This window comes from Paenibacillus sp. FSL M7-0656 (assembly GCF_038003225.1).
In the GTDB taxonomy this organism is placed as follows: Bacteria; Bacillota; Bacilli; order Paenibacillales; family Paenibacillaceae; genus Paenibacillus; species Paenibacillus amylolyticus.
The window spans coordinates 3,259,969-3,285,371 of sequence record NZ_JBBOOT010000001.1 but is presented as its reverse complement, the minus strand read 5'-3'; the positions used below and the strand labels follow the sequence as shown (position 1 = coordinate 3,285,371).

Here is a 25,403-nt window from a genome sequence, read left to right as displayed (position 1 = left end):
AGGGAACCCAATTGTCCAAATTAACCAAAGGCTCCTTTACACTACCGGGAGAATCCGGTTATGAAGCACTGACGCTTGAACTTGCCGACCGCTGGGGTGCCGATGTGATCCGTGACAGTGACGGTACAAAGTTGTCCGATGAGATTATCAATGCCGGATACGGCATCTATTCAACCATTTGCATTATTCGGGATCATAATGAGTGGGCATCCCGTAATCTGGATAAGTTGCAGCAATGTTTTCTCATTACGAATCCGAAGGTTGCTGTGCAAGATTATGTATCCATCTATCTGATGGAGGACTTCTTCGCTGAACAATTCAGGGTGAATGATTCGAAAGAAGCGTTTAAGTATTGGCAGGTGTACGACCGAACGACTGGGGAAGAAGTTCCTAGAGGACAGTGGAATTATGAAAGGGAATCTGGCAATGTTGTCATTACCGGCGTTGCTCCTTGGCATAAATACACGGTGAGTTTCATGGTTTATCGGATATGGGAAGAGATTTCCATGTACAATCACACGACGAATAATTGGGACAAAGAGCATCTGATGCAGATTGACCCGATCTATACAGACACCCAAACCTATTTGCTGGATTGGATGGAAAAGTGGTGCCAAGAACACCCGGAAACAACCGTTGTACGTTTTACGTCCCTATTTTATAACTTCGCCTGGATCTGGGGCAGTGATGAGCGGAATCGCCATCTGTTCTCGGATTGGGGTTCATACGATTTCACGGTAAGTTCGAGAGCGCTGGATCTGTTTGCTCAAAAATATGGATATTCACTCTCCGCCGAGGACTTTGTAAATGGCGGTAAATATCAGGTCACTCATATGCCTGCGGATCAGCGCAAACTGGACTGGATGGCATTTATCAATGATTTTGTCATTGAATTCGGTAAAAAGTTAATTGATATTGTACACAATCATGACAAGCTGGCGTATGTCTTCTATGATGACAGCTGGGTAGGCATGGAGCCGTACAATGACCGCTTTGAGGAGTTTGGATTCGACGGCATGATCAAATGTGTGTTCTCCGGTTACGAGGCAAGAATGTGCTCCGGCGTTAAGGCTGATACCCATGAGATTCGCTTGCATCCCTACTTGTTCCCAGTTGGCTTAGGCGGGCTTCCTACCTTCAAGGAGGGCGGAGACCCTACCCTGGATACGAAGAAATACTGGATTAATATCCGGCGTGCGCTGCTGCGTGAGTCGATTGACAGGATTGGACTGGGTGGATATTTGCATCTGGTTGAGCCTTACCCGGACTTTGTGGATTATATCGAGAAGATTGCCCATGAATTCAGGGAAATGAAAGAGCTACATCAGGCTGGAAAGCCTTATCAGATCAAGACAAAGGTAGCTGTGCTGCATAGCTGGGGCAAGTTAAGATCGTGGACCTTGTCCGGTCATTTTCATGAAACACATATGCATGATCTGATCCATGTGAATGAGGCATTAGCCGGGTTGCCTGTTGACGTGCAGTTTATTGATTTTGATGATATTCGACAGGGGGCATTGAAGGATGTAGATGTCGTCATCAATGCCGGCTCTGCAGGTTCAGCATGGAGCGGTGGAGCGCATTGGAGTGACCACAAGTCTGTGGACTTATTGACCCAATGGGTGTATGAGGGTGGTACCTTTATTGGCATTAACCAGCCTTCGGCAATGGACGGGTACGACAGCTTTTTCAGAATGGCTCATGTGCTTGGGGTGGATGAGGATACAGGTGCAAGGGTTGTTCATGGAAAATGGTCGTATGAGATTAATGATGAGTATGGTTTGGTGCCTGAGGGGGCCAGCATACTTCCGAAAGATAACATTTATCTTACTGATGGATCAGCAGCTGTAGTGAGTGAAACGGATGGTCAGATCACACTGTCCACACATGCTTTTGGAAAAGGAAAAGGGATCTACCTGCCTTCCTTCGAATTCAGCTGGGAAAATACAAGACTACTTCTGAATTTGATTCGATATGCGGGCAATGAATTCCATGAAACAAAGTACATCACGGATAACTTGTATACCGAGTGCGCGTACTACCCTGAGAGCAACATATTGGTTGTGATCAATAATAGCAATCAGGTTCAGTCCACGACGATCAATACAGAGCATGGAAAACAGACCGTGGAATTGGAGCCGTATGATACGGTGATCACCAAAATTGGTTTAACAAAATCGGTATCCCCATAGAATAATGACTCGATAGACCGTATTCCTTAACCAGGGAGCGGTCTATTTTAGTTATTAGGACGTGTCTGAAAACTCTGAAGAAAGCAGATTTTATCGTACGGATATTACTTTATAGTGTTAACACTATTTAGTAGAATATCTAAATAAGGATAGGGATCATGAGCCCTAATATATTATTGTTTTCATCTTTTTAAAGGAGAGAATGCCCTAATGTACAGTTATAAAATGTTGGACAAGATAAGCATGGAGACACTTCACGAGGCGTTTGTGGATGCATTCTCCGACTACCAGGTTAAAATGGATTTGCCTTTTTGGAAGTTTCAACAGATGCTCCAACGAAGGGGTTATCACCCCGAAATATCTATGGGAGCCTTTAAAGATGAGAGAATGGTTGGATTTGTTATCAATGGACTTCGAAGTTGGAATGGAAAGACAACTGCATATGATCTTGGGACAGGCGTTGTAAAAGATTGCAGACGGCAAGGCATTACAAGCAATCTGCTCTTGAATATTCAAAAGCTGTTAAAAGAAAAAAATGTAGAGCAATATTTGCTGGAAGTCATCCAATCCAACGAATCTGCAGTTCAGCTGTACAGTAAACAAAACTTCAAAATTCAAAGGGAATTTTCATGTTTCCAGTTGCAAAAAGATCAATTCATACCGCAATCAACCTGCACGGTGGAATGTGTGGAGAGAATCGATGTGGAGCAGTTCAAGGAATTTTGGGATGTGGAGCCCTCCTGGCAAAATTCAATTGATTCCATCTACGCTGTACCGGAGGCTTTTATCTATGTGGTAGCACGTCAGGATCACAGCATTGTTGGTTATGGCATTATAGATCAAAAAACAGGTGATATTCCCCAGCTTGCAGTGAACCAAAATTACCGGGGCAAAGGTATTGCAAGCAGCATCCTGACAGAGATGGTCCAACGCACAGAATCGCCTAGAATCAGTGTCCTCAATGTGGAGTCTCATCTGAAACCGATGCAAGATTTCCTCCTGGTCAAATCAGGTTTTGTATATCATGTGGGCCAGTACGAAATGCTCTTGAAATTATAACGAGATACCCGTTTCGACTTAAGATCAGATCGGGTTCATACGAAAATATGTGGGGTGTTAGTGTCTGTCTTGTTGGGCCAGTTGAACGGGAGGTTGATTAAAGGCTTCCCGGAAATCCTGGATTGCAGTATCCAACCCATCCTGTACTCGTTATAATAATGTTGATATATGACATGGTTAGAGGAGACAAAGACATAACATGAGCCGAAAGAAATACTGTAAGCGTATTCAGTTTCTGGATGATTGGAGTCTCAAAACCAAGTTGTACATATTGTTCATTTTTTGTGTGCTGGTCCCGGTCCTGGTCACAAATACCGTGTTTTACCAAAGCATCAAAGGTAACATTGAAGAGAAGGAGCATAGCCGATTCAATGAAATGCAGCAAAGGATCAAGTTCAACCTGCGGAACAGTATAGACAATAGCTTGTATGTGTCCAATTTTCTCTATACCGATGGAACGCTGAACCGGTTCATGGAGTTCAAGTATCACGATCAGGAAGACTATTACTCTGCCTACTATGATATGCTTAGCAACAACAATCTGGTCAGGTACTACTACAGCTACCAGCAGGTGAATCAAATTACGTTTTATGTTGGCAATGATACCTTCGTCAATGGAGGAAACTTCATTAAGCTGGATGATGAGGTGAAGAAAAGTGATTGGTATCAAGCGCTGATGAACACAAGCGACCATATCATGATCTATTCGTATTTTGACAAACAGCAGGCGGAGATGTCGCAAAGTCAGGGAGGACGCAAAGTAAGCATTATTCGTAAGCTGGATTACTTTGGGGAGCAGCAGGTTGAAAAGGTGTTAAAGGTTGATCTGGACTACGCTCTCATCAACAAATCGCTTAAAAATGAGGGAGCCAATGGGAAGGTGTATGTCGTTTCGGATGGCAGGGTCATTTTCTCGAACGATTCAAAAATGAATCAGATGCGCAAGCCATTTAATCTGATTGCAAACAGTCCAATTGACCCTGTTCAATCCATGCAATCAATCCCCGTCGTATCCGAGGATTGGCAGATTGTCGTCAGCACGGAGAAATTGGACGTTCTGTCGGAGATTGTTAATTCCAAGCTTAATTTGACTTTGCTGATCATTCTTAATCTGTTGGTGCCGACACTGCTAATCTGGTTGATATCCAGATCACTGGTCATCAGAGTTGATCGGATAGCAAAGCACCTGGATCAAGTGAAGCATGAGAAATTTGAGGTGATATCGGGACCTGTGGGCAAAGACGAGATCGGAAGCCTGACCCATAGTTATAACATGATGGTCATCAAGATCAAGAACCTGATTGAGATTGTGTTTAAGGGCCAGGTGGATCGGCAAGCCCTTGAGCTCTCCAAAAAGCAGGCGGAGCTGAAAGCCCTTCAGAGTCAGGTGAATCCCCATTTCATGTTCAACACGCTTGAAACGATCCGTATGCGGAGTTTGATCAAGGACGAGCTTGAAACCTCCGATGTCATTCATAAACTGGCACTGCTGTTACGTCAGACGATCAATTGGGGCGATGATCTGATTACAATTGCAGAGGAAATCAATTTTGTGGAGAGTTATCTGAGTATCCAGCAGTATCGCTTTGGTGAAAAGTTGCAATTTGCAATCCGGATCACAGACGAATCCATTGCTGCCATGATGATACCCAAGCTAACCGTTCTCACCTTTGTGGAGAATGCTTGTATCCATGGTATTGAGGGGACGTCGAATGATGGGGTCGTGGAGGTATTATTCGAAATTCGAAGTAATGAGCTGTACATTTCCATTCGAGATACCGGAGTCGGTATGGATCAGGACAAGCTGGCCTCGCTCCGCAAAATGATGCAAGACCCGAGTATGGATCGGATGAGCGAGCTTAGCAGCATTGGTATGATGAATGCATATATTCGGCTGCGGATGTATTTTGATGATTTCGTTCAGGTGCACATATTCAGTGAAAAGGGGAAGGGAACAACGATTGGCATTCAAATTCCTCTTATGCAGGCATCTCAAGAATAAGGAGCGAGGATATGATCAACGTGCTGATTGTGGACGATGAGCCATTTATTCGCCAAGGACTTCTATTGTTAATTGATTGGGAGTCTTACGGGTTTCAGATTTGCGGTCAGGCTTCCAATGGCATGCAGGCATTGGAGTGCATACGCGCTATGCAGCCCGATCTGGTGATTTCCGACATTAAGATGCCGGAAATGGACGGAATGCAGCTTGCCAAAACCTTGTACGAGCAATATAACGGTGACATCAAGCTGATTCTTCTAAGTGGATTCTATGAGTTCGGATATGCCAAGCAGGCGATTAAATACCAGGTGGATGACTACATTCTCAAGCCTATTGTGAAGACCGAACTGGTTCAGGTGCTTGAGGAGTTCAGGGTCGCATTTAATGCGCGGACGGAAGAGAAGCGATATCAGCAAAAAAAAGATCGAATTATTATGGCTCAGCATATGCAGTCAATCTTGCTTGGGGTGGCTGAGGAGGATGCTGTTACGAGTCTGCAGGCCCACTATCAAGATGTCGGCATACTGCGTTGCATCCTGATTGAGGCGGAAGCCGGTCCAGAACAGGGAACGGATTGGTGCGCTCGGGTTGAGGCATGGGTGGGCAAGCCCTTGCCAGGACAAATTTTGAAGCCCTTCACAGGTGATAAAAATGCGGTTCTGCTTATGGTTACGGACCTGATGGTGAACCGTGAGGCAGTGACCTTGGAGCAATATTTGACCCGATTACATGCCGATCTGAGCCATGGTCAAGAGGCGGCTATTGCTTGTTATGTCGGGAAGGAAGTACATGAGTTGGAGGCGCTGCACGAGTCTTATCAATCCTGCGGCATAATGAAAAGCTTACGTTTCTTCACCACTTGCAGGCCCATTTATTATTTCGAACTTATGGATACGACCTTATTTGTTAATCGGCCGGGACAGTTCGAAAAACAATTATTTGATGGGCTAGTCAAGTCTATTGAGGAACAGCAGACGGATGAGTTATACAGTCATGCAAAGGCCATTTTTCAATTTTTTCTGGATGAGCGAATCGAGCCTGGTATTGTCCGCATCCACTTGCATTATTTGGCATACACATTGCTGGATCTCGTGAATAACGATACGGTTACTCCAGATTCGGGGTTGATGGAATCGACTTTTCTGAAGGTGAACTACGCGATGTTATCCATGGAGGAAAACATTGAACATTTATGCGAATTCTCGCTCATATGCGCAGAGAAACTGAAGGAGCAGCAAAAGTCAAATGCGATGGGCGTATTAGCCAAAATTGAGGCCTTCATTCACGAGCATTACAGAGAAAATATCAGCCTGAAATTGCTCGGGGAGCAGTTTTACATGAATAGTGCATATCTGGGTCAGATTTTCAAAAAGCATTTCTCGATCAGCTTCAGTGATTATTTGAATCAATTGCGTATTGAGGAAGCCGCCCGGCTGTTGCGCAGAACAGATCAAAGAGTATACGAAATCGCAACAATGGTGGGATATCGGGATTCCGATTACTTTATTAGCCGGTTCGAGAAACTCATGGGGGAGACTCCTGCACAATATCGTAAAAGTGCCCATGCTACGTACTCTCTTGATTAACATCCTGCACTCCTTGACGGAGCGGCGGGATATTTTTTTTCGCAGATGCTGGAATTAGTGGGATTCCATCTATAGTTTATCCCGTTGAGAGGGGCATGGAAGCATGATAATTTTAAGTCAGCCTTTGGAAAGCGCTTTCCAAAAAGCTTCTGTCAATATAATCGATGGAGGGGTCATGATGAAAAAGGATGTTAGAAAAAGAATCAAGTATAGTGCTCTGCTCGCTTTAATACTGGTCATCGCACTCACTGGATGTACACCGGGATCGTCCTCGAAAGGGGAAAAGACAGCAGATGGAAGGGAATTGAAACAATTTTCCGCATTTTTTGCCGTACCGGGAAAAATTGCGCCTGACGATAATCGGGTGTTAAAGGCTATTGAGGAGAAAACAGGCGCCAGAGTCACGATGGACTGGCTTACGGGCCAAACAGCCAAAGAGCGGATTGGTGTACTCATTGCAGGCGGCGAATATCCCGATTTTATCGATGGGAGTGATGGTACTCAGCAACTGGTAGCAGCAGGAGCGTTAGTACCTCTTGAGGATTACATCGATAAATATCCAAACATCAAAAATTACCTGGGCGAAGACTGGAAGAAGATGAAAAATACGACGGATGGACATATCTACTTCATTCCTCAATTCGGCAATATACAAGAAAAGTCGATGAAAGTATCCCATGACGGAGAAGCATTCTGGATTCAGAAGGCCGTACTGGAGTGGGATAATTATCCGACAATCAAAACGCTTGACCAATACTTCGACTTGATTGAACGATATAAAGCAGCTCACCCGACCGTTGATGGTCAGCCAACAATTGGATTTGAAATTATCTCCTATGACTGGCGTTATTTCGCACTGGAGAACCCTCCGCTCTTCATGGCTGGTTATCCTAACGAAGGCGCAGCCATCGTTGATAAAGAAACGCTGACGGCCAAAAACTATAATACCATTCCGGAAGCGAAGGCATATTTCAAGAAGATCAATGAGGTATATCATCAAGGTTTGGTCGATAACGAAACCTTTACAGCAAACTATGATCAATATATTTCCAAAATTTCAACCGGACGTGTGCTGGGCATGGTGGACCAAGGATGGCAGTTCCTTGACGCCGAGGCATCACTCGTGAAACAAAAATTGTATGACAAAACCTATGTACCGTTGTCCATTACACTCTCCGAGGATGTTAAAGGGCGCTATCAGAACAATCCAATCCTTAACGTGAATGGTGGCTTGGCCATTACAAAGAGCTGCGAGGATATCGAGGGAGCACTTCAATATATTAATGATTTGTTGGACCCTGAGATGGAAGTATTGAGAACTTGGGGACAGGAAGGCGTGGATTACCAAGTCGATGACAAAGGTGTGTTCTCCAGGAATGAAGAGCAACGTGCAAATTCCAAAGATCCGGACTGGGTGCTGGCGAACACGGGAAGCCCGTTGGTCTATTTCCCGCATCATGAAGGCATGACCGCTGACGGGAAGAATGCCCTTGACCCTAAGGAGCAGCCGGAGGAGTACCTTGCCACTTTGAATGACATCGACAAAAAAGTGCTGAAGGCTTACGGATATACGAAGTTTACCGACTTCCTGGAGCCTGCGGAGGAAAATGAACCGTGGTTCCCAATCTATACCTATAATTTTGAACCGAATAAACCGGAGACCATCGCCAGACAGAAAATGGACGATGTAAAACGCAAATGGCTGCCAAAAGTGATTATGACTTCACCAGCCGAATTTGATAAGGCTTGGGAAGAATATCAAGCCACGCTCAAGGAAAGTGCAGATATTAAAGCGTATGAAGATGCGCTGACGGAAGAAGTCCGCAGACGTATGGAACTGTGGGGATAAAGGCCTGTCACACAGAAAGGCTATGGGGAACCCCGTAGCCTTTCTTACACGCTAGATTGGGAGATTGGATAGGAATGGAATCGATTCACCCAGACTGGGTGATATAGATAAACTCGTAAGCAAGGAGAGAAAAACATGGCCAAAAAGGAGTTGCAGCCTTCGTTAAAAACCAGCCATATCCCAGCGGGAACAAGCTGGATCGGGTACAACCTGTCCAGAATGAAAAGTCAGCGACAATTAATGTGGATGTCATTTCCGTTTATTGCGTTTATCGCTATTTTTGCGTATGGACCATTATGGGGCTGGTTGATGGCGTTTCAGAATTATAGACCGGGCATTGGTTTTATGGAGCAGGATTGGGTTGGGGTGGATCATTTTCGAACGTTATTCACGGACCCTACATTTTTACGTGTCATTCGCAATACGCTGGCGATGAGCCTGATCAGTCTGTTTCTGGGATTTGTCGGCTCGATTGGTCTGGCGCTCTTATTGAATGAACTGCGAATGGTATTGTTCAAACGCGTGGTACAGACGGTTTCCTACCTTCCGCATTTCCTGTCATGGATCATCGTAACAGGTATTGTTGCGAATGTATTGTCAACGGAAACAGGAATAGTGAATGTGCTATTGACGAAATTGGGCCTGATTGATGCACCGATCAATTTTTTTGCCGAACCAAAGTACTTCTGGGGGATTGTAGGTCTGTCCAGCATGTGGAAGGAAATTGGCTGGGGCACGATTATTTATCTGGCGGCCATGGCGTCGATTAATCCGAGCTTGTACGAGGCAGCTTCCATCGACGGAGCTGGACGGTTTCGTAAAATGTTCAATGTCACGCTTCCAAGCATCAAACCAACGATTATTATCCTGCTTATCATCAACGTTGGTAACGTACTGAACGCGGGTTTTGAGATTCAATACTTGCTGGGGAACGGACTTGTGCAGGATGTATCCGAGACGATCGACATTTTTGTTTTGAAATACGGGATTAATCTCGGCAACTACTCACTTGCCACCGCAGCAGGCATTTTCAAAAGTGTGGTCAGTCTGGTGCTCATATTTATCGCCAACGGGATTGCCAAGTCTCTTGGTGAAGAGCGATTGATATGATAAGGGGGCAGAGCTGTGAAACGATTTAGTAGAAACCGAAGCTTGGGAGACTCTATTTTTTCTATCACCAATGGCATATTTATGTTGCTTGTCATGGTTGTTACGTTATATCCTTTTTTAAACACCATTGCCGTATCTTTCAATAACGGGCTGGATACGATCCGCGGGGGGATCTATCTCTGGCCGAGGGAATGGACGCTGCAAAATTACGTTTCCGTATTCCAAAACCCGAATCTGACACAAGCCGCATTTGTTTCGGTCGCCAGAACCGTGGTGGGAACGGTTGTACAGCTGTTCTGTACAGCCATGCTGGCCTATGTGCTGAGCCGCAAGGAGTATATGTTTAACAAATTGGTCACAACGCTGTTTGTCATGACGATGTATTTCAGCGGCGGCTTAATTCCGGGATACATGCTGATCAAACAAGTGGGGCTGCTGAACAGCTTCTGGGTATACATTATTCCCGGGTTGATCGGGGTGTTCAACATGATCGTCATTCGTACCTACATTCAGGGACTATCGGAGGGATTGATTGAATCCGCGAAGATGGATGGAGCCGGAGATTTTCGGATTTTCATGCGTATCGTGCTTCCCCTATCCAAGCCGGTTCTGGCTACGGTTGCACTGTTTATTGCTGTAGGTCAGTGGAACTCCTGGTTTGACTCTATGTTGTACACGGCGGGAAATCGGAATTTGACCACCTTGCAGTATGAGCTGATGAAATTGTTATCCTCTGCGACCTCACAGGGGGGGACCGTCAACGTGGATTCATTCAAAAATGTAACCAACATGGTGACGCCTGTATCCATTCGGGCAGCAATCACGGTTGTGACGGCAATGCCGATTGTTTTACTGTATCCGTTCTTGCAAAAATACTTTGTGACTGGACTAACCATTGGAGGGGTAAAAGAATGAATAATGCAACTCAAAGCGAACAATGCACGTTTAACAATCCGATTATGCCCGGGTTTTATCCAGATCCGTCCGTATGCCGGGTGGGTGAAGATTTTTATCTGGTGACATCAACATTTGCCTATTTTCCTGGCGTTCCGATCTTTCAGAGCCGTGATCTAGTGAATTGGAAACAGATTGGAAATGTGCTGGACCGCCCTTCGCAATTAAATCTTCAGGGAGCAGGCCATTCACAGGGGATATTCGCTCCAACGCTTCGGTATCATGAAGGCACCTTCTATATGATTACAACTAATGTATCACATGGCGGCAATTTTGTTGTAACCGCTACCGACCCGGCTGGGCCATGGTCTGATCCTTATTTTATTGAAGGCGCAGAAGGCATAGACCCTACAATTTTCTTCGATGATGGCAAAGCGTATTACCTTGGTACACGTCCTTGCTCCGAGGGAGTTCGTTACAATGGGAACTGGGAAGTGTGGCTACGGGAGTTGGATCTGGGCAGTATGAAGCTGGTGGGAGACAGTTACGTTCTGTGGCGCGGGGCGATGGTGGATGTCATCTGGCCGGAAGGCCCGCATCTGTATAAGATCGATGAGTATTACTATTTATTGATTGCAGAGGGAGGCACAGGGCCAAACCATGCCGTGACCATTGCTCGTAGCAAAAGTTTGACCGAAGGATACGTCGGGAATCCGAATAATCCAATCATTACACATCGCCATTTGGGTAAACGTTACCCTGTTGTTAATGTAGGACATGCCGACTTGGTGCAGGCTGCGAACGGTCAATGGTTCATGGTCATGCTTGCTTCGCGTCCATATGGAGGGAGCTATAGCAATCTGGGGCGGGAGACGTTCCTTGCTTCTGTCGTTTGGGAGGACGGATGGCCTGTTGTCAATGAGGGCCGCGGAATCCTGGAGGAGCAGGGCACGTTGGATTTGAAGCCTGTTCCGGTAGAGCCGCAACTGCGTTTTGACCATTTTGACAGTGATAAACTGGGCTTGCAATGGATGTTCCTGCGCAATCCTCAGGAGGATCTCTATTCATTAACCGAACGAAAAGGATACTTGCGACTGAAGCTGAAACCGCAAACATTGAAGGAAAAAGAAAATTCCAGCTTTGTTTGTCTGCGTCAAAGGCATATGGATTATGTCGCAGCTACAGCGATGGAATTTGTGCCCGGGAATGCCAATGAAACGGCTGGTCTTGTCGTCATTCAGAACGATCTGTATCACGTACGGATTGAGCGTGCTCTGGCGGATAAACAGCAGGTGCTACGTGTGGTGACCGTTATAGATGGTCAGGATACCCACATTGCGCAAATCGCGCTGGAGGGTGATGTATCGCGAGTGTATATCAAACTGGCTGCGACAGGTCAGCAACTAAACTTCTATTACAGCACGGATGGAAGTCAGTATCATCTGGTGGCGGAACAGGTGGATACAAGCAGCCTGAGCACCGAAGTAGCCGGCGGCTTTGTTGGCTGTTGTATCGGAATGTTTAGCAGCAGCAACGGTACTTCTTCCGATCAGGTAGCGGATTTTGACTGGTTTGAATATGGTTCATATAAATAATATTTAGATGACAGAATAACAGCAAGAAAGCTCAATCCGGTGGCGGTAGTCCAGGGATTGAGCTTTTTTCGTTCTTTTTGCGAAAGGGCTATGGGGAGGCATTACAGTCTATTGTCCAGCTTCATGTGCTGAGCTTTTTATGATGTTAATTATTTTACGCTGCGCATCCCTGGCCTCCGGAATCGGATAGAGGACAAAGACATGGTTCATTTTGGGGTAAACGTACGTTTGATGATCGATTCTTTGATCCGTCAGCAGTTTGTCGAGCTTCATATTATCAGGAAACAAACCCTCGTGAGTCCCGATAAAGATGCTGATTTTGCCCAGACCGGCGAAATCTCCGTAGATTGGACTGATTAACGGATCGTTCAACGGTTTGTCAGCTGCCCAGATCCGCCGGATGACATCATACCCTTCCACAGCGAGCATAGGGTCGCGTGTCTCGTAATCAAATATGACCGGATTGTCCAGCACCATCTCCACACAAGGTGATAACAAGATGATATCTTTGGGCTGCGGGAGATCATGCATCTTCAGATAATGGGTCAAGGCTAGGGATATGTTCCCGCCTGCGGAATCCCCCATAATGGTGAGTTGTGCTGGGTCGTCCACGGAGGCAAGCAGATCCCGGTATAGATTGAGCAGTTTCGGATACGTGTGCTGATAATTAAAATGCGGAACCTTTGGATAGATGGGAGCAACAACTTTGGCATTCAGAGCCTGAGCCATGCGGTCCATGAATTTCCAGTGTAAAGACAGCGGCTGGTGTGTATGCGCCCCGCCATGAATGTAGAGAATGACCCTCTGTTCACGGGAATGCTGATCGTTTAAGGTGAACACCTGCATGTCTTCATGGGAGCGCTCTTTAATGGAAGATGACAGTTTTGTTTTACCCAAGATATAAGGTTTAATGTTTTCCAAGCCCATATGATCCAGGTGTTTGCGGGTAAGCTCGCGTGTTGAAAAAATTTTCTTGGTATCTAACGTTCCGATATATTTCTCGAATAGAAAGCTCGTCAACGAGCGTTTGTGATTATGGATATACAAGTTCATTGAGGAATCACCCTTCCTGATGGAGTTCAGATATACGGTCTGTGGAGACTATAAGTAAAGTATAAAGGTTGAAGTGTACTTCAAGGTCAATCTTGATTTTTCCATCAAACCGTTATGGTTAGAGTAAAGCATGGTACCCGTTCTATGTTATGATATTTGCATCTTCAAAAGTTCGATTGAAGGGGCATAGCGTATGAATCAGAGCATACAACAGTTTAAAGCGGATTTTTTCAAAGCATTGGCACACCCGATGCGGATTCAGATTCTGGAGCTGCTGAGTGAAGGAGCCAAGAACGTGAATGAACTGCAAAGCATTCTGGGATCGGAAGGCTCTGCCGTTTCACAGCAACTGGCTGTATTGCGCAGCAAAAACGTTGTCCACGGAATCAAAGAAGGGACAACCGTCACCTATTCGCTGCGTGATCCGCTGATTAAGGACCTGCTGGCAGTCACCAAACAGATTTTTGACAATCATCTGGTTGATGCCATTTCCATGCTGGAAGATATTCGTAAAGAGTCCTGACACAATAAACAAGAGCAACTGGGTGTAAGCTCCGGAGGTTCTTGTTTTTTTGTGTTAGGTTCCTGCTGGGATTGTGCGTAATCCGATTGACAGGACGTATGCAGGGGAGTAGTCTTTTAAATATATTCAAATATTCAAATATATGAAGAAAAGAAGGTTTTGGTACATGAAATGGATGGGGAGATATGCAGGGTACAATACTGCCGCTTTTCGCAAGGATCTGTTATCAGGACTGATTGTAGGTATCATTGCGATTCCACTCGGTATGGCGTTTGCCATCGCTTCCGGGGTCAAACCGGAGTATGGATTATATACCACAGTAATCGCAGGGATTCTCATTTCCTTGCTGGGTGGGTCCAAGTTCCAGATTGGCGGGCCAACGGGGGCATTCATTCCGATCCTATTTGCCATTGTGATGCAGTATGGATATGAGAATCTGCTGATCGCCGGAATGATGGCCGGTTTGATGCTTGTACTAATGGGCGTATTCAAGCTCGGGGCATTAATTAAGTTTATTCCAAAGCCGGTGACTATCGGTTTTACGGCAGGGATCGCCGTCATTATTTTTAGCGGACAAATTACGAACTTTCTGGGACTTCGAGGCATCGAGAAACACGAGGATTTCTGGTCCAATATGAAAGAAATCGGGATGCATATCTCTACGATTAATATATACAGTGTGCTTACAGCTGGAATCTGTCTGGCTGTTCTTCTGCTTGTGCCCAAGTTTGCACCAAAGGTGCCTGCATCACTGGTGGGGCTGGTTCTTTCGACGGTAGTCGCGGCGTTCTTTTTTGAAGGGCAGGTGGCTACAATTGGCTCGTCCTTTGGCGCCATACCTAACTCTTTGCCTCAGTTTCATGTGCCAGAGATCACTTGGGAGCGTATTGTGAACTTGCTGCAACCCGCTTTTGTCATCGCCATGCTGGGTGGAATTGAATCGCTGCTATCCGCAGTTGTTGCCGATGGCATGACCGGAAGTCGGCATAACAGCAATCGAGAGTTGATTGGGCAGGGGATTGCTAATATGGTGACGCCGTTGTTTGGTGGTATTCCTGCAACAGGAGCGATTGCACGTACAGCAACAAATATCAAATCCGGCGCAGTATCGCCATGGTCTGGCGTGATTCACGGTGTGGTGGTTTTGCTGGTACTTGTTCTCTTTGCGCCATATGCATCCCACATTCCTCTTGCCAGTATGGCTCCTGTTCTCATGCTGGTTGCCTGGAATATGAGTGAACGGAGATCCTTCATACATGTCATGAAAACCAAAACGAGTGATTCACTCGTTCTGCTGATTACCTTTTTGCTGACCGTATTTACAAGTTTAACAACGGCTGTAGAGGTTGGGTTGATTCTGGCGGTCCTTTTATTTGTTAAACGGATGAGTGAGATGTTGAAGGTTGCCAAAGTACTACCCGATCCCGATCATAAACATGAGAAAGTCATGGCCCACATGGTTCGGGAAGGACATGACTGCCCGCAAATAAGCCTATACACAATTGAAGGGCCACTTTTTTTCGGCGCAGCGGATACGTTCGAGAAGTCGGTCATGGATTCGATTCATCGTCGACCAGGCACTCTGCTGTTGCGAATGGGTAAGGTGCCTTTTATGGATACAACAGGTGAATCCAATCTGGCCCGTGTTGTCAAACATATGGAGAGATCCGGGGGCAGGATTTTACTTTCAGGCATTCAGGCGCAACCGTTGGAGATGTTGAAGAGAACAGGTTTGATTGAACGGATTGGTCCGGATCATATGTTTGAGCACACGGGTGAAGCCATCAATTATGCATTATTGCATCTGGATGTTCAGAAATGCAGGGGGTGCAAACATTTTGCCTTTCGTGAATGTGCTGCATTGTCGAGTGCTGGCACCGACCCAGAGTGTAATAACCTGCTGAAACCTGGAAAGCGAGTCAATGTAAATAGCCCTATCTAACCTGCTGATGAGAGAGATGGAGCTATAAGAGTCTAGAGAGTATTTGCTTATCAAAATATATATTCTGGAAAATAAACGAAAAATATACTATGTTATAGGTTGATAGGTGAAAGGATTACATCGTCTATTAGATGAGAAATAATCATATTAAACCGAAGGAGCAACCATATGTCCATTCAACCGACTGCTTTACGTTCAGTGCTTAACCCCAGGTACCTGGAGTCTGCATTGAGGAATCACTATGACATTGGAACATGGGAAGAATGTTTGTTTTGGCTTAGAGGATTGAATGATACTTACCGGGTTCGCACGTCCAGTGGCATGTACATTCTCCGTATCTACCGCACTGAAATCACGGAGGCAGATGTTCAGTATGAGCTTTCATTATTGTCTCAACTGAAGAACGTTCTAGGTTCTGCGGAACATACCGACATTGGAGAATACATCGAGAAGAAAGATCATACGGGATATACGGTGTTGGAGGCTGCGGAAGGCAAGCGGGTTGCTGTAATGTTTCGGTATATTGAGGGTACGGAGAACAACCTGGAGGATGAGGAGTCTTGTTACGTTTTTGGTCAATCTGCCGCTGAATTGCATGAGGCTATGGATCAGGTGAACATGGAGCTGCCACGATATGAGCTGGATCTGAAGTTACTTATTGACGAACCCCTTGAGCGAATTATCCACTATATCGGTGAGAACAATGAAGCAGCAGCATTTCTCCATACGTTTGCCACAACGTTAAAAGAACGCATCGTTGCCACTTCCAGACAAGAGCTGGACTTTGGTCTGTGCCATGGCGATATGCATGGAAATAACAATGTGTTTCAACAGGAACATCAGTTCATCCATTATGACTTCGAGTGGGCAGCCAAAGGCTGGCGTGCCTATGATTTAGCTCAAGTGAAAGTTCGAAAAAGGCAGTCTGATGAGCGAAAAGCAGCATTATGGGATGCGCTCATGGCAGGATATCGTTCAGTCAGAAGTTTCTCTGCCGAAGATGAGCAGGCGGTTGATCTCTTTATTGTTGCTCGCCGATTCTGGGTGATGGGACTAGATGTTGCTTTTATTGAGAGTGATATGGGTGCGCTGGACTATGGTTCGGATTGGCTGGATAGTTTCGTGGAAGAATTCCGGGATACGGGGATTATATCCTAGCGAATGATGAACATTATTAGGTGTAGGTTTGAATGCTTTAAGACCCTTCCGAGTAAACTTGAACTCGGGAGGGTCTTTTTCATCTTATATTGAAGGTAACAGGGTCACTCATTAATTCGATGATGATGAAGCGGCAGCAGCCGATGCTGCGGCAGTTGCGGCCATGGCCGCTTGTTGAGCGATGATAATATTTGTGATACTGGTTGAGATTGCTGTCGTAAGCACACCGTTCCGCAGATTCTCCACATGTTGAATGGCTACCAGAGCAGACGAGAACAGGAGCAACTCCTGTTTGTCGATTGACCAGGCACCGAAGCCTTTTTGAGTCCGTAACCAGTCATTTGTTTCCGCGACTTCATCCACTAATGACTCTCTGTCCGAAGGCAGTAGAGAAAGTATTCCGAGAGAGGGTAACGTATACGTTTTATCCATTCGGAGATTCCTTTTGCGAAAAGCTTCATTTAAAGCAATCACACGAGCACCTGCATCCGGGGGATCATCTCCAAGAACCAGGACCTGTGTTAACGCCTGCACACTGTTTCTGGAAGAGAACTCTGGTTTTAATTCCCCGTAGAGTTGTTCCATACGTGCCACACCAGTAACCACCTCGAGATCGGAAAGGGCTAACATGGCAGCGAAAATGTAGTCATCCTGTCCAGTGAGGAAACGATGCTCTGATTTCATGCCGTCATAAAATAATTTAGCCCGCTCCACCGTAGGTTGAAACTGGTCAGGTGATGTCTGATTAGCGATCTGATAGGCGGCAATAACCAGATAATCGGAGTTGCGAAATTTAATCTCTTTCATCAAGTCATAGACATGCAAGGTGTCTGCCAGTCTTGTCTCTGCATCCGTTGTAAGGGAGAGCATGGCAGCAATGCTAATGGCCGAATTACCTCTGAATGCAGAGAAAAGTTTTGTGTTTTGCTTAATCAACTCATGGCTTTGACCAATAGCTTCCCCATCCGCTGTTTTATTCTCCGTTGCATAGAGCAGGGCAACCAGACGTTGCATCATCGCGTGTTGCCATTTGAACGACTTCTTGATGATCTGGGTATTGGAAACAAATAATTCAACTCGTTCTGCATGATGCTGCTGCATGGGTACACCTCCATATTCACTGTTATTCTACAGTACTCTATTTCATGATTAGATTACCTTCACGCTGTAACATGACCTCTTCCAATGCCTTGAAGCTGCTGGATTCGGGGTCTCGTCTACGATGGCATATTTTGATTTGGCGTAATCCACTTTATTATCTCCATTTAAGAAAATATAGAATAGACTATCAATCTATTATTACCCTTTTATTTAAGGGGTGCCACTTCCATAAATAAGAGAGTCTAGTTGTTGAATATAAAAAAGACCGCAATCAGCGGTCGTAGGTTAGATTGATCGGTGATATAGGACTAATCTAATTGAAAGAAATTGTGTAGGCTACGTTAGGGTATGCCGTCGTCGATCCTGGAACACGTTCTACGACAGTGATCAGCGTACCCGGATTGTAGTAGGCTGACCCGCCATTGTAAGTATTGTTGCTTACGATAACTGTACCGAGGTCGAGTGTCGTATTATTGTAGTTCCAGTAGTAGCGCAGTTGAAGGGTATTGGCTGCATTTGTCGTAATTTTCACGCTGGTACCAGTCGTTTTAGCGTTAGGAAGAATATAGGCGTATCCTTGCCCGGCCGAGAGCGCATGGGAATAGGTACTTCCATAACTTACGATGGCGGGATTAGCGGAAGCGGTCAGGCTAAACAGAAGGGAGATACCTAGAATAAGTGCAAAAAATGTGCTAATGCGTCTTTTCATAGAATGCCCATCCTCTCAAAATAAAGTGTTTTTATAGTTTAACTCAATGTAAACCAAAAACCTTTTCGAAACGGATTGGAGCCCCTCCTTATTCAGTTTATGTTAGCGCTGACATTCCTAACGACTATACTATATACCAATAAATTACAGATGTAAATAGTGGATCAGATTAGATGATTAGGAATATCAAATGAATTAAAGCGATTATTCCCATAGGGTAGATCAATGATCTGGAGAACCCGTTTTTAAATTCATTTCGAGGATGTTTTTCGAAAAAGAAGTGTAATACGGTATGTATGATGAAAAAGATATCCAGCACCCAAAATGTAATGGTCTGATATGAGCTAAAAAGAAGAGAGAGGATGATGGTATACATTGGCAGGTGAATCCAAGTGAAATACCTATAGGCTTTATCATCTTCCATATCTTTTAACACCATAAACAATTTCCACTCGGACCGCCTGATGGCATCCATTTCGTGAAGCAGAAAGAGAGACAGGTTAAACAAAAATAAAACCAGTAAAAAGTCAGGCATGCAAAGTCTCCTTTTCCTATTCAATCTGTTCCTATCTTACTAAAGGTCATTTGATTTGGCAAAATATGAAAAAAAGGTTCACGCTCCGTTCATACGTGCTTGATATGCTCTCGAAAGAAAGCGTAAGGAACAGGTATTAAAAAATATGCGGAGTGGTGGGGGCAAGTCATGTCATCGTTGATAAGAAAGATTTTTGGGAAAATGATTTTACTGGTGTTATTGTTAGGCATGATATTAGGGGCAACTGGATTAGGGACCATGCCACTATCGGCAGCAGTATCCAATCCGGGATTAAATTCGGGCAAATTGGAGCAAGGAGTCGTAGCGAATCTGGATGATTCAGATCAGTTAACGGCATTCATGGATGGGATGATGGATGTGCAAATGCGATCTTTACAGATTCCAGGCGCAGTCATTTCGATTGTGAAGGATGGGAAGATCCTGCTCTCCAAAGGGTACGGACATTCGAACATCGAAGAAAATAAACCCGTGGATCCCCAAACCAGCTTATTTCGAATTGCTTCAACAACAAAGCTGTTCACATGGACCGCCGTGATGCAATTGGTTGAGGCGGGCAAGCTTGATCTTGATACAGACGTCAACACTTATCTGAAAACGGTGAAAATACCGAAAACCTATGAGGAACCGATTACGTTGCGCCATCTCATGACCCATACCGCAGGATTCGAGGAGGGCGGTGTAGGTTACCAGATCACTACCGATCCGGGGAAACTTCCCGTCTCTATTGCTGAAACGATGGCAAAACATATGCCTGCAAGGGTTAAGCCACCAGGCGAGATGCTGTCGTATTCCAATTATGGCGCCTCACTCGCGGGACTTATCGTCGAAGAGGTCAGTGGTGTTGCCTATAATGACTATATACAGAAAAATATATTTGATCCGCTGGGCATGAATTATGCTACGGTAGAGGAGCCTGTTCCAGCGTCTCTGGAACCTTATGCCGCCCTTGGATACGCCCGAGCTAACGGCGAGTTTGTAACCAAACGGCCAACGTATGAGGGCGGATTCCGTCCTGCGGGATCAGGGAGCGTGTCGGCAAACGATATGGCTCATTTCATGATCGCCCATCTTCAAGACGGGCGATATGAAGATAAACAAATACTCAAGCCGGAAACAGCCAAGCTCATGCATTCTCCGGCATTCCAGTTTGATGAACGTTTACCCGCCATGGATCTGGGCTTTTACGAGTTGAATATGAATGGACTGCGTGTGATCTCTCATGGAGGGGCCGATGAGCTGTTTAATACAGCCCTTTATCTTGTACCGGACAAAAAAGTGGGCATCTTTGTTTCCTATAGTGGAGGGGAAGGCGGAACGGCAGCAGAAGGGTTGGCGCAAGCCTTTTTTGACCGATACTATCCTGTACATGCAACTAAGCAGCCTAATGAAACTTCTATCGAATTAGGGGAGTCTCTGGAAAAATATGCAGGCTCTTATCAATTTACCCGTCGCAATCACACGAAGATCGATAAGTTTTTCAGTTTTCTGACTCAAATCAATGTTGAGTTTTCGGATAACCGACTGTTTATTGGAAGTGGTGCAGATCAGCAAGTGTATACTCCGATTGGCGTGAATTTATTCCAGGAGGTCGGAGGGACACATCAGATGGGGTTCCGCACCGATGCAGAGGGCAAGGTCACGTATCTGTTTCTGGATATATTAAACCCAATGCCGCTGGAACCTGCACCGTTAATGAACCAATCGAAGTTCTGGCTCCTCTTGCTCGGCATTTCGGTTGTTCTGTTCATCACTGTATTGCATGGATTTGTTTATCGCAGACGCGAAATCAGAGTGATGCCAAAAGCACAGAAATGGGCAGTTCGACTGTCAGCTATTACGTCTATATGGGGATTATTAACCTTGGGCGCAACACTTCTGGTGTTGAACATGAATCTGATTGATCGGCTTAGCCATATTCCACTATCTTTACGTCTCTATCTGTTGATGCCGGTTATCCTTGTAGGGTTGACTGCGGCAATATTCATCATGGGCGTTCTGGTATGGAAAAACCAATATTGGACGTTACTGAAGCGTGTGCGCTATACATTTGTAACGGTAGCAGCAGTGATCTTGAGTTTATTTTTCTATCATTGGAACCTGCTGGGCTGGCATTTTGGTTGAAGGCCTCCTCTTAAGTGGAAGAAAAAAGATAGATATCGGAGGCATACATTTGATATGACCAAAATCCTAGTTGTGGATGACGATGTGCATATTCGTGAGCTGATCACCTTGTTTTTACGTAATGAAGGATTCGAGATTGTGGTAGCTAAGGACGGAGCGGAAGCACTGGAGATTGTGGGGAAATCCCAAATCGATCTGGTAATCCTTGATATTATGATGCCGCGATTGGATGGTTGGGAATTATGCAAGGAGATCCGGCGTATGGATCTGAATATGCCATTGCTAATGGTCACGGTAAAAGGGGAATCGGCCCAGAAAGTAAAGGGATTTCAGTTGGGAACAGATGATTATTTAACGAAGCCCTTTGATCCGCTGGAACTTGTGATGAGAGTAAAAGCATTGCTGAAACGTTACCTGATTGCCTCCTCCCAGACCATTCAACTAGGGGGCATTATGCTGAATCGACGTAGCTTTCAAGTGATTCGTGGAGAGGAAACAATCAATTTGCCTCTAAAAGAGTTCGAGTTGCTGTTCATGCTGGCAAACCAGCCTGGGCAGATTTTTACCCGGGAACAGTTAATCATCAAGATCTGGGGGAGTGATTATGAAGGGGATGACCGGACAGTTGATGTTCATATCAAGCGACTAAGGGAAAAATTCGCTGGTGATGCACACCATTTTCAGATTGAAACGGCTCGCAGTTTGGGCTACCGGTTAGTCATCACATGATCAAAACCTTATATGTTCGTATTATTTGCACGTTTCTGGTCGTCATTGTTTTCAGCTTGCTGACCTCTTTTTTCATGGGGGTCTTCCTCTTCAAAAAAGAAGTAAATCATATCGGTCAGAATGACATGATTTCTGTAGGGGAGGAACTGATCCGTCTATATGAGCAAACGCAACCTGAGGACAGGGATGCTTTCATCAAAAGTATGGTGAAGGTGTCCACCTATCCCATTCATCTATATGACGTTTCGGGTAACGTAACCTTTTATGACTTAGACCATACAGAGACCGTTGAAATTGCACCAGAAGTGGTTCAAAAGGTGTTGCAGGGTCAGGTCTATCGTTCTCCCGGAGAAGTGGAGCAGACGTTCATAGGTCTTCCTTTTCCATACAAAGGGGAACCACAAGCCATGTTTATGCAGTATTCTCCGCAGAACGAAAATATCATTAATCGGATGATTTTACTGGTGTTATTGCTTGCACTGTTGATCGGAAGTTTTTGTATCCTTATTGCTGCAAGGTATTTGGTGAAGCCGATTCAGGTGTTGACGCGGGCAACCAAACGACTGGCGAAGGGTGATTTTAATGTGGAAATCCAAACAAAGCGCGTGGACGAAATGGGAGCATTGACGCAGAGTTTTAATGAAATGGCGAGTGAGCTTAAACAGCTGGAACAGATGAGACAGGATTTTGTTTCCAATGTATCTCACGAGATTCAAACGCCGCTGACCTCTATTTCCGGTTTTGCCATGGCTTTGAAAAACAGCAGCCTGGTCGCTGAGGCCGATCGTAACTATTACCTCGATATCATTATTACAGAGAGTGGACGACTATCCAGACTAAGTGATAATCTGCTGGAGCTTGCGTCTCTGGATTCCGATCATCATCCGTTCGAGACAACCACCTATAATCTTGATGAGCAAATCAGGCAAGTGGTGGTGACTTGCGAGCCTCAATGGTCAGCCAAAGGCATTCGAATTCACTTAGAATTGGCGGACGGTATCAAAATCAGGGCAGATCAGGATCAGCTTAACCAAGTGTGGATGAATTTACTAGGCAACAGCATTAAGTTTACTCCCGTGGGCGGACGTATCGAAATACGCACGAACCAGTCTGTGGATGGAATCTTTTTCACGATAACCGATTCGGGCATTGGAATAGCGCCGGAGCAACTGGATTATGTTTTCGAACGGTTTTATAAAACAGACCTGTCACGCGATCGTAGCATTAGTGGTAACGGTCTGGGCCTCGCCATCGTCAAAAAAATCGTGATGCTCCATCACGGAACTGTTGAAATGAGAAGCCAGGTGGGCGTGGGGACAACGGTGATGGTTCATTTGCCTTCCGGATGATTACAAAAATGGATGTAGAGCTGCCAAAGATATTTTTCTGGTAGCTCTTTTTTTATGAGTTTTCAGATCCCTATTCCAGTAGGGATAAAAATCAGGATTAATCTGATTGCAATAAATCATCAAGGGTTATCCTAATCATGTCAGGTGAGGGCATGAGGAAGAGGCACCTTTTTCATGTAAAAGCCCTGTTTAGCTAAACTTCCTCACATTCCTTGTTGTATTTCTGCGGCACATCTCGTACAATTTGGTGGAGTAATTCTGCATTGCGTTAATGTGAATGTGAAAATTAAAGATTACATCAGGAAGCTGTACACAAGAAAAGGGGAGAATCGTTTGGAATCAAAGCAACTATCTAGAGGGCTAAAGCCCCGCCATGTAGAGCTGATTGCACTCGGAGGTACAATCGGCGTTGGTTTGTTCATGGGATCGGCAAGTACGATCAAATGGGCAGGTCCATCCGTGCTGCTGGCTTATTTATTGGCTGGTATCGTTATCTTTTTTGTCATGCGCATTATGGGGGAAATGTTGATTCAGGAGCCGGTCACGGGTTCGTTTGCAACATTTGCTCACAAATATATTAGTCCGCTTGCCGGATTTCTGACCGCCTGGAGCTACTGGTTCCTATGGGTTACGGTTGGTATGGCGGAAGTTACGGCGATTGGTATCTATGTCGGGTATTGGTTCCCGGATATTCCACAGTGGCTGCCTGCACTTGCTGGGGTGCTCATCATTGCGGCGGCAAATCTGGCGGCGGTGAAGTTCTATGGGGAATTTGAATTCTGGTTTGCGATGATCAAGGTGACGGCTATTGTGGCGATGATCGTGATCGGAACCGGGCTCATCTTCTTCGGCTTGGGGAACGGGGGAGAGCCAATCGGACTGTCGAATCTGTTCAGTCATGGTGGCTTCTTCCCTGGAGGCATCAAAGGTTTCCTCTTCGCATTGTGTATCGTAACGGCTGCGTATCAAGGGGTGGAGATGGTCGGTATTACAGCAGGCGAAGCGGAGAATCCGAAACACACTTTGCGTAAAGCGATCAAAAATATCGTGTGGCGTATTCTTATTTTCTACGTTGGTGCCATATTTGTTATCGTAACCTTGTACCCTTGGAACGAAGTAGGCGAGACGGGCAGCCCGTTTGTGCTCACCTTTGCCAAAGTTGGTATTGTTGCTGCAGCGGGGATCATTAACTTTGTGGTGCTCACGGCGGCCATGTCGGGATGTAACAGCGGGATCTACAGTGCGGGACGGATGTTATACACGCTGGCTGAGAATGGGCAGGCACCTGCCTTTTTCAAAAAGCTGTCCAAAGGTGGGGTTCCCCGCAACAGTATCGTCATTACAATCTCCTTGCTGCTGATTGGGGTTGTGCTGAACTACCTGATGCCGGACTCCAAGCTGTTCCTGTACATCTACAGTGCAAGTGTTCTTCCGGGCATGGTTCCATGGTTCGCGCTGGCGTTCAGCCAGTTCCGATTCAGAAGGCGTTGGGGCAACGAGATGGCGGATCATAACTTCAAGTCCAAATGGTTCCCGATCAGCAATTACATTATTATTGTGTATCTGATCCTCGTCATTATCGGTATGGCATTTAACCCGGATACGCGCTTGCCTCTGGTTGTTGGAGCTACGTTTATGGCAATCGTGGTGGCAGGATATTTCGCATTTGGCATTGGCAAAAGACAACAGATAGATGGCGGCGAAGATCGCTAGTCTAATATTCAAAAATCAACTTATATCGTAATTTCATACGTGCATTCCTTGAATACAATGGAGAACCTGCGGGTGATTCAGCGTCATTCAGGGAGTGCATTTTTTTATCCGCAAAATTCATGCTTGAATCTCCTGTAACTGGAGGTTTTAAGATTGGAGGTA

Annotated in this window: 19 protein-coding genes; 15 read left to right on the top strand and 4 right to left on the bottom strand. The window is 45.5% G+C overall.

Annotated features, from left to right (window positions below; all coding sequences use genetic code 11):
* Positions 1-11 precede the first annotated feature (11 nt).
* The 8 genes from gnpA (at position 12) to MHI01_RS14485 (ending at position 12,287) form a co-directional block, all read left to right on the top strand.
* Entirely contained in the window at positions 12-2,192 is a 2,181-nt protein-coding gene (gnpA, locus tag MHI01_RS14520) for a 1,3-beta-galactosyl-N-acetylhexosamine phosphorylase (RefSeq protein WP_340983456.1), read from the top strand.
* A gap of 210 nt (positions 2,193-2,402) precedes the next feature.
* Entirely contained in the window at positions 2,403-3,251 is an 849-nt protein-coding gene (locus MHI01_RS14515) for a GNAT family N-acetyltransferase (protein WP_340983455.1), read from the top strand.
* Between the two features lie 199 nt (positions 3,252-3,450).
* Entirely contained in the window at positions 3,451-5,253 is a 1,803-nt protein-coding gene (locus MHI01_RS14510) for a cache domain-containing sensor histidine kinase (RefSeq protein ID WP_340983454.1), read from the top strand.
* Between the two features lie 11 nt (positions 5,254-5,264).
* Entirely contained in the window at positions 5,265-6,839 is a 1,575-nt protein-coding gene (locus MHI01_RS14505) for a response regulator (protein ID WP_340983453.1), read from the top strand.
* Between the two features lie 178 nt (positions 6,840-7,017).
* On the top strand, positions 7,018-8,688 hold the full coding sequence (locus MHI01_RS14500) for an extracellular solute-binding protein (RefSeq protein ID WP_036606006.1): 1,671 nt from the start codon (positions 7,018-7,020) through the stop codon (positions 8,686-8,688).
* A gap of 135 nt (positions 8,689-8,823) precedes the next feature.
* A complete protein-coding gene (locus tag MHI01_RS14495) occupies positions 8,824-9,798 on the top strand; it encodes an ABC transporter permease (protein ID WP_036606005.1) in 975 nt (324 codons plus the stop codon).
* Positions 9,799-9,813: 15 nt separating this feature from the next.
* Positions 9,814-10,713: a carbohydrate ABC transporter permease gene (locus MHI01_RS14490; RefSeq protein ID WP_036668326.1), complete on the top strand. Its 900-nt coding sequence runs from the start codon at positions 9,814-9,816 to the stop codon at positions 10,711-10,713.
* Positions 10,710-12,287 (top strand): glycoside hydrolase family 43 protein, encoded by a 1,578-nt coding sequence (locus MHI01_RS14485; protein ID WP_340983452.1) that lies wholly within the window; start codon positions 10,710-10,712, stop codon positions 12,285-12,287. Before MHI01_RS14490 ends, MHI01_RS14485 begins: the two co-directional genes overlap by 4 nt.
* A gap of 108 nt (positions 12,288-12,395) precedes the next feature.
* Here MHI01_RS14485 and MHI01_RS14480 read toward each other — a convergent pair whose 3' ends face one another.
* Positions 12,396-13,340: an alpha/beta hydrolase gene (locus MHI01_RS14480; RefSeq protein WP_340983450.1), complete on the bottom strand. Its 945-nt coding sequence runs from the start codon at positions 13,338-13,340 to the stop codon at positions 12,396-12,398.
* Between the two features lie 193 nt (positions 13,341-13,533).
* Here MHI01_RS14480 and MHI01_RS14475 point away from each other — a divergent pair, with 193 nt between their 5' ends.
* From MHI01_RS14475 to MHI01_RS14465, 3 genes are all read left to right on the top strand, one after another.
* Positions 13,534-13,863, top strand: coding sequence for an ArsR/SmtB family transcription factor (locus MHI01_RS14475; protein ID WP_017690603.1), 330 nt, complete (start codon positions 13,534-13,536; stop codon positions 13,861-13,863).
* Between the two features lie 166 nt (positions 13,864-14,029).
* Entirely contained in the window at positions 14,030-15,805 is a 1,776-nt protein-coding gene (locus tag MHI01_RS14470; RefSeq protein WP_340983449.1) for a SulP family inorganic anion transporter, read from the top strand.
* 168 nt (positions 15,806-15,973) lie between these two features.
* Positions 15,974-16,963: a phosphotransferase gene (locus tag MHI01_RS14465; RefSeq protein ID WP_340983448.1), complete on the top strand. Its 990-nt coding sequence runs from the start codon at positions 15,974-15,976 to the stop codon at positions 16,961-16,963.
* A gap of 111 nt (positions 16,964-17,074) precedes the next feature.
* Here MHI01_RS14465 and MHI01_RS14460 read toward each other — a convergent pair whose 3' ends face one another.
* From MHI01_RS14460 to MHI01_RS14450, 3 genes are all read right to left on the bottom strand, one after another.
* On the bottom strand, positions 17,075-18,064 hold the full coding sequence (locus MHI01_RS14460) for a DUF4003 family protein (RefSeq protein ID WP_339285541.1): 990 nt from the start codon (positions 18,062-18,064) through the stop codon (positions 17,075-17,077).
* A 313-nt stretch (positions 18,065-18,377) separates the two neighbouring features.
* Positions 18,378-18,773 carry a hypothetical protein gene (locus MHI01_RS14455; protein ID WP_036606000.1) on the bottom strand — a complete coding sequence of 132 codons (396 nt, stop codon included), beginning with the start codon at positions 18,771-18,773 and terminating at the stop codon, positions 18,378-18,380.
* 169 nt (positions 18,774-18,942) lie between these two features.
* Entirely contained in the window at positions 18,943-19,308 is a 366-nt protein-coding gene (locus tag MHI01_RS14450) for a DUF6713 family protein (RefSeq protein WP_017690584.1), read from the bottom strand.
* A gap of 168 nt (positions 19,309-19,476) precedes the next feature.
* Here MHI01_RS14450 and MHI01_RS14445 point away from each other — a divergent pair, with 168 nt between their 5' ends.
* From MHI01_RS14445 to MHI01_RS14430, 4 genes are all read left to right on the top strand, one after another.
* Positions 19,477-21,450: a serine hydrolase domain-containing protein gene (locus MHI01_RS14445; protein WP_339285542.1), complete on the top strand. Its 1,974-nt coding sequence runs from the start codon at positions 19,477-19,479 to the stop codon at positions 21,448-21,450.
* A 54-nt stretch (positions 21,451-21,504) separates the two neighbouring features.
* Positions 21,505-22,179, top strand: a complete 675-nt coding sequence (locus MHI01_RS14440; RefSeq protein ID WP_339285543.1) for a response regulator transcription factor — start codon at positions 21,505-21,507, stop codon at positions 22,177-22,179.
* Positions 22,176-23,528 carry a sensor histidine kinase gene (locus MHI01_RS14435; protein WP_339285544.1) on the top strand — a complete coding sequence of 451 codons (1,353 nt, stop codon included), beginning with the start codon at positions 22,176-22,178 and terminating at the stop codon, positions 23,526-23,528. Before MHI01_RS14440 ends, MHI01_RS14435 begins: the two co-directional genes overlap by 4 nt.
* Before the next feature lie 333 nt (positions 23,529-23,861).
* Positions 23,862-25,241 carry an amino acid permease gene (locus MHI01_RS14430; protein WP_339285546.1) on the top strand — a complete coding sequence of 460 codons (1,380 nt, stop codon included), beginning with the start codon at positions 23,862-23,864 and terminating at the stop codon, positions 25,239-25,241.
* Positions 25,242-25,403: the final 162 nt, after the last annotated feature.

Excerpts from the sequence above, each read along its gene's own strand:
- MHI01_RS14515 (WP_340983455.1), top strand. The coding sequence starts at position 2,403 with ATGTACAGTTATAAAATGTTGGACAAGATAAGCATGGAGACACTTCAC.
- MHI01_RS14510 (WP_340983454.1), top strand. The coding sequence starts at position 3,451 with ATGAGCCGAAAGAAATACTGTAAGCGTATTCAGTTTCTGGATGATTGG.
- MHI01_RS14505 (WP_340983453.1), top strand. The coding sequence starts at position 5,265 with ATGATCAACGTGCTGATTGTGGACGATGAGCCATTTATTCGCCAAGGA.
- MHI01_RS14500 (WP_036606006.1), top strand. The coding sequence starts at position 7,018 with ATGAAAAAGGATGTTAGAAAAAGAATCAAGTATAGTGCTCTGCTCGCT.
- MHI01_RS14495 (WP_036606005.1), top strand. The coding sequence starts at position 8,824 with ATGGCCAAAAAGGAGTTGCAGCCTTCGTTAAAAACCAGCCATATCCCA.
- MHI01_RS14485 (WP_340983452.1), top strand. The coding sequence starts at position 10,710 with ATGAATAATGCAACTCAAAGCGAACAATGCACGTTTAACAATCCGATT.
- MHI01_RS14480 (WP_340983450.1), bottom strand. The coding sequence starts at position 13,340 with ATGAACTTGTATATCCATAATCACAAACGCTCGTTGACGAGCTTTCTA.
- MHI01_RS14475 (WP_017690603.1), top strand. The coding sequence starts at position 13,534 with ATGAATCAGAGCATACAACAGTTTAAAGCGGATTTTTTCAAAGCATTG.
- MHI01_RS14470 (WP_340983449.1), top strand. The coding sequence starts at position 14,030 with ATGAAATGGATGGGGAGATATGCAGGGTACAATACTGCCGCTTTTCGC.
- MHI01_RS14465 (WP_340983448.1), top strand. The coding sequence starts at position 15,974 with ATGTCCATTCAACCGACTGCTTTACGTTCAGTGCTTAACCCCAGGTAC.
- MHI01_RS14460 (WP_339285541.1), bottom strand. The coding sequence starts at position 18,064 with ATGCAGCAGCATCATGCAGAACGAGTTGAATTATTTGTTTCCAATACC.
- MHI01_RS14455 (WP_036606000.1), bottom strand. The coding sequence starts at position 18,773 with ATGAAAAGACGCATTAGCACATTTTTTGCACTTATTCTAGGTATCTCC.
- MHI01_RS14450 (WP_017690584.1), bottom strand. The coding sequence starts at position 19,308 with ATGCCTGACTTTTTACTGGTTTTATTTTTGTTTAACCTGTCTCTCTTT.
- MHI01_RS14445 (WP_339285542.1), top strand. The coding sequence starts at position 19,477 with ATGTCATCGTTGATAAGAAAGATTTTTGGGAAAATGATTTTACTGGTG.
- MHI01_RS14440 (WP_339285543.1), top strand. The coding sequence starts at position 21,505 with ATGACCAAAATCCTAGTTGTGGATGACGATGTGCATATTCGTGAGCTG.
- MHI01_RS14435 (WP_339285544.1), top strand. The coding sequence starts at position 22,176 with ATGATCAAAACCTTATATGTTCGTATTATTTGCACGTTTCTGGTCGTC.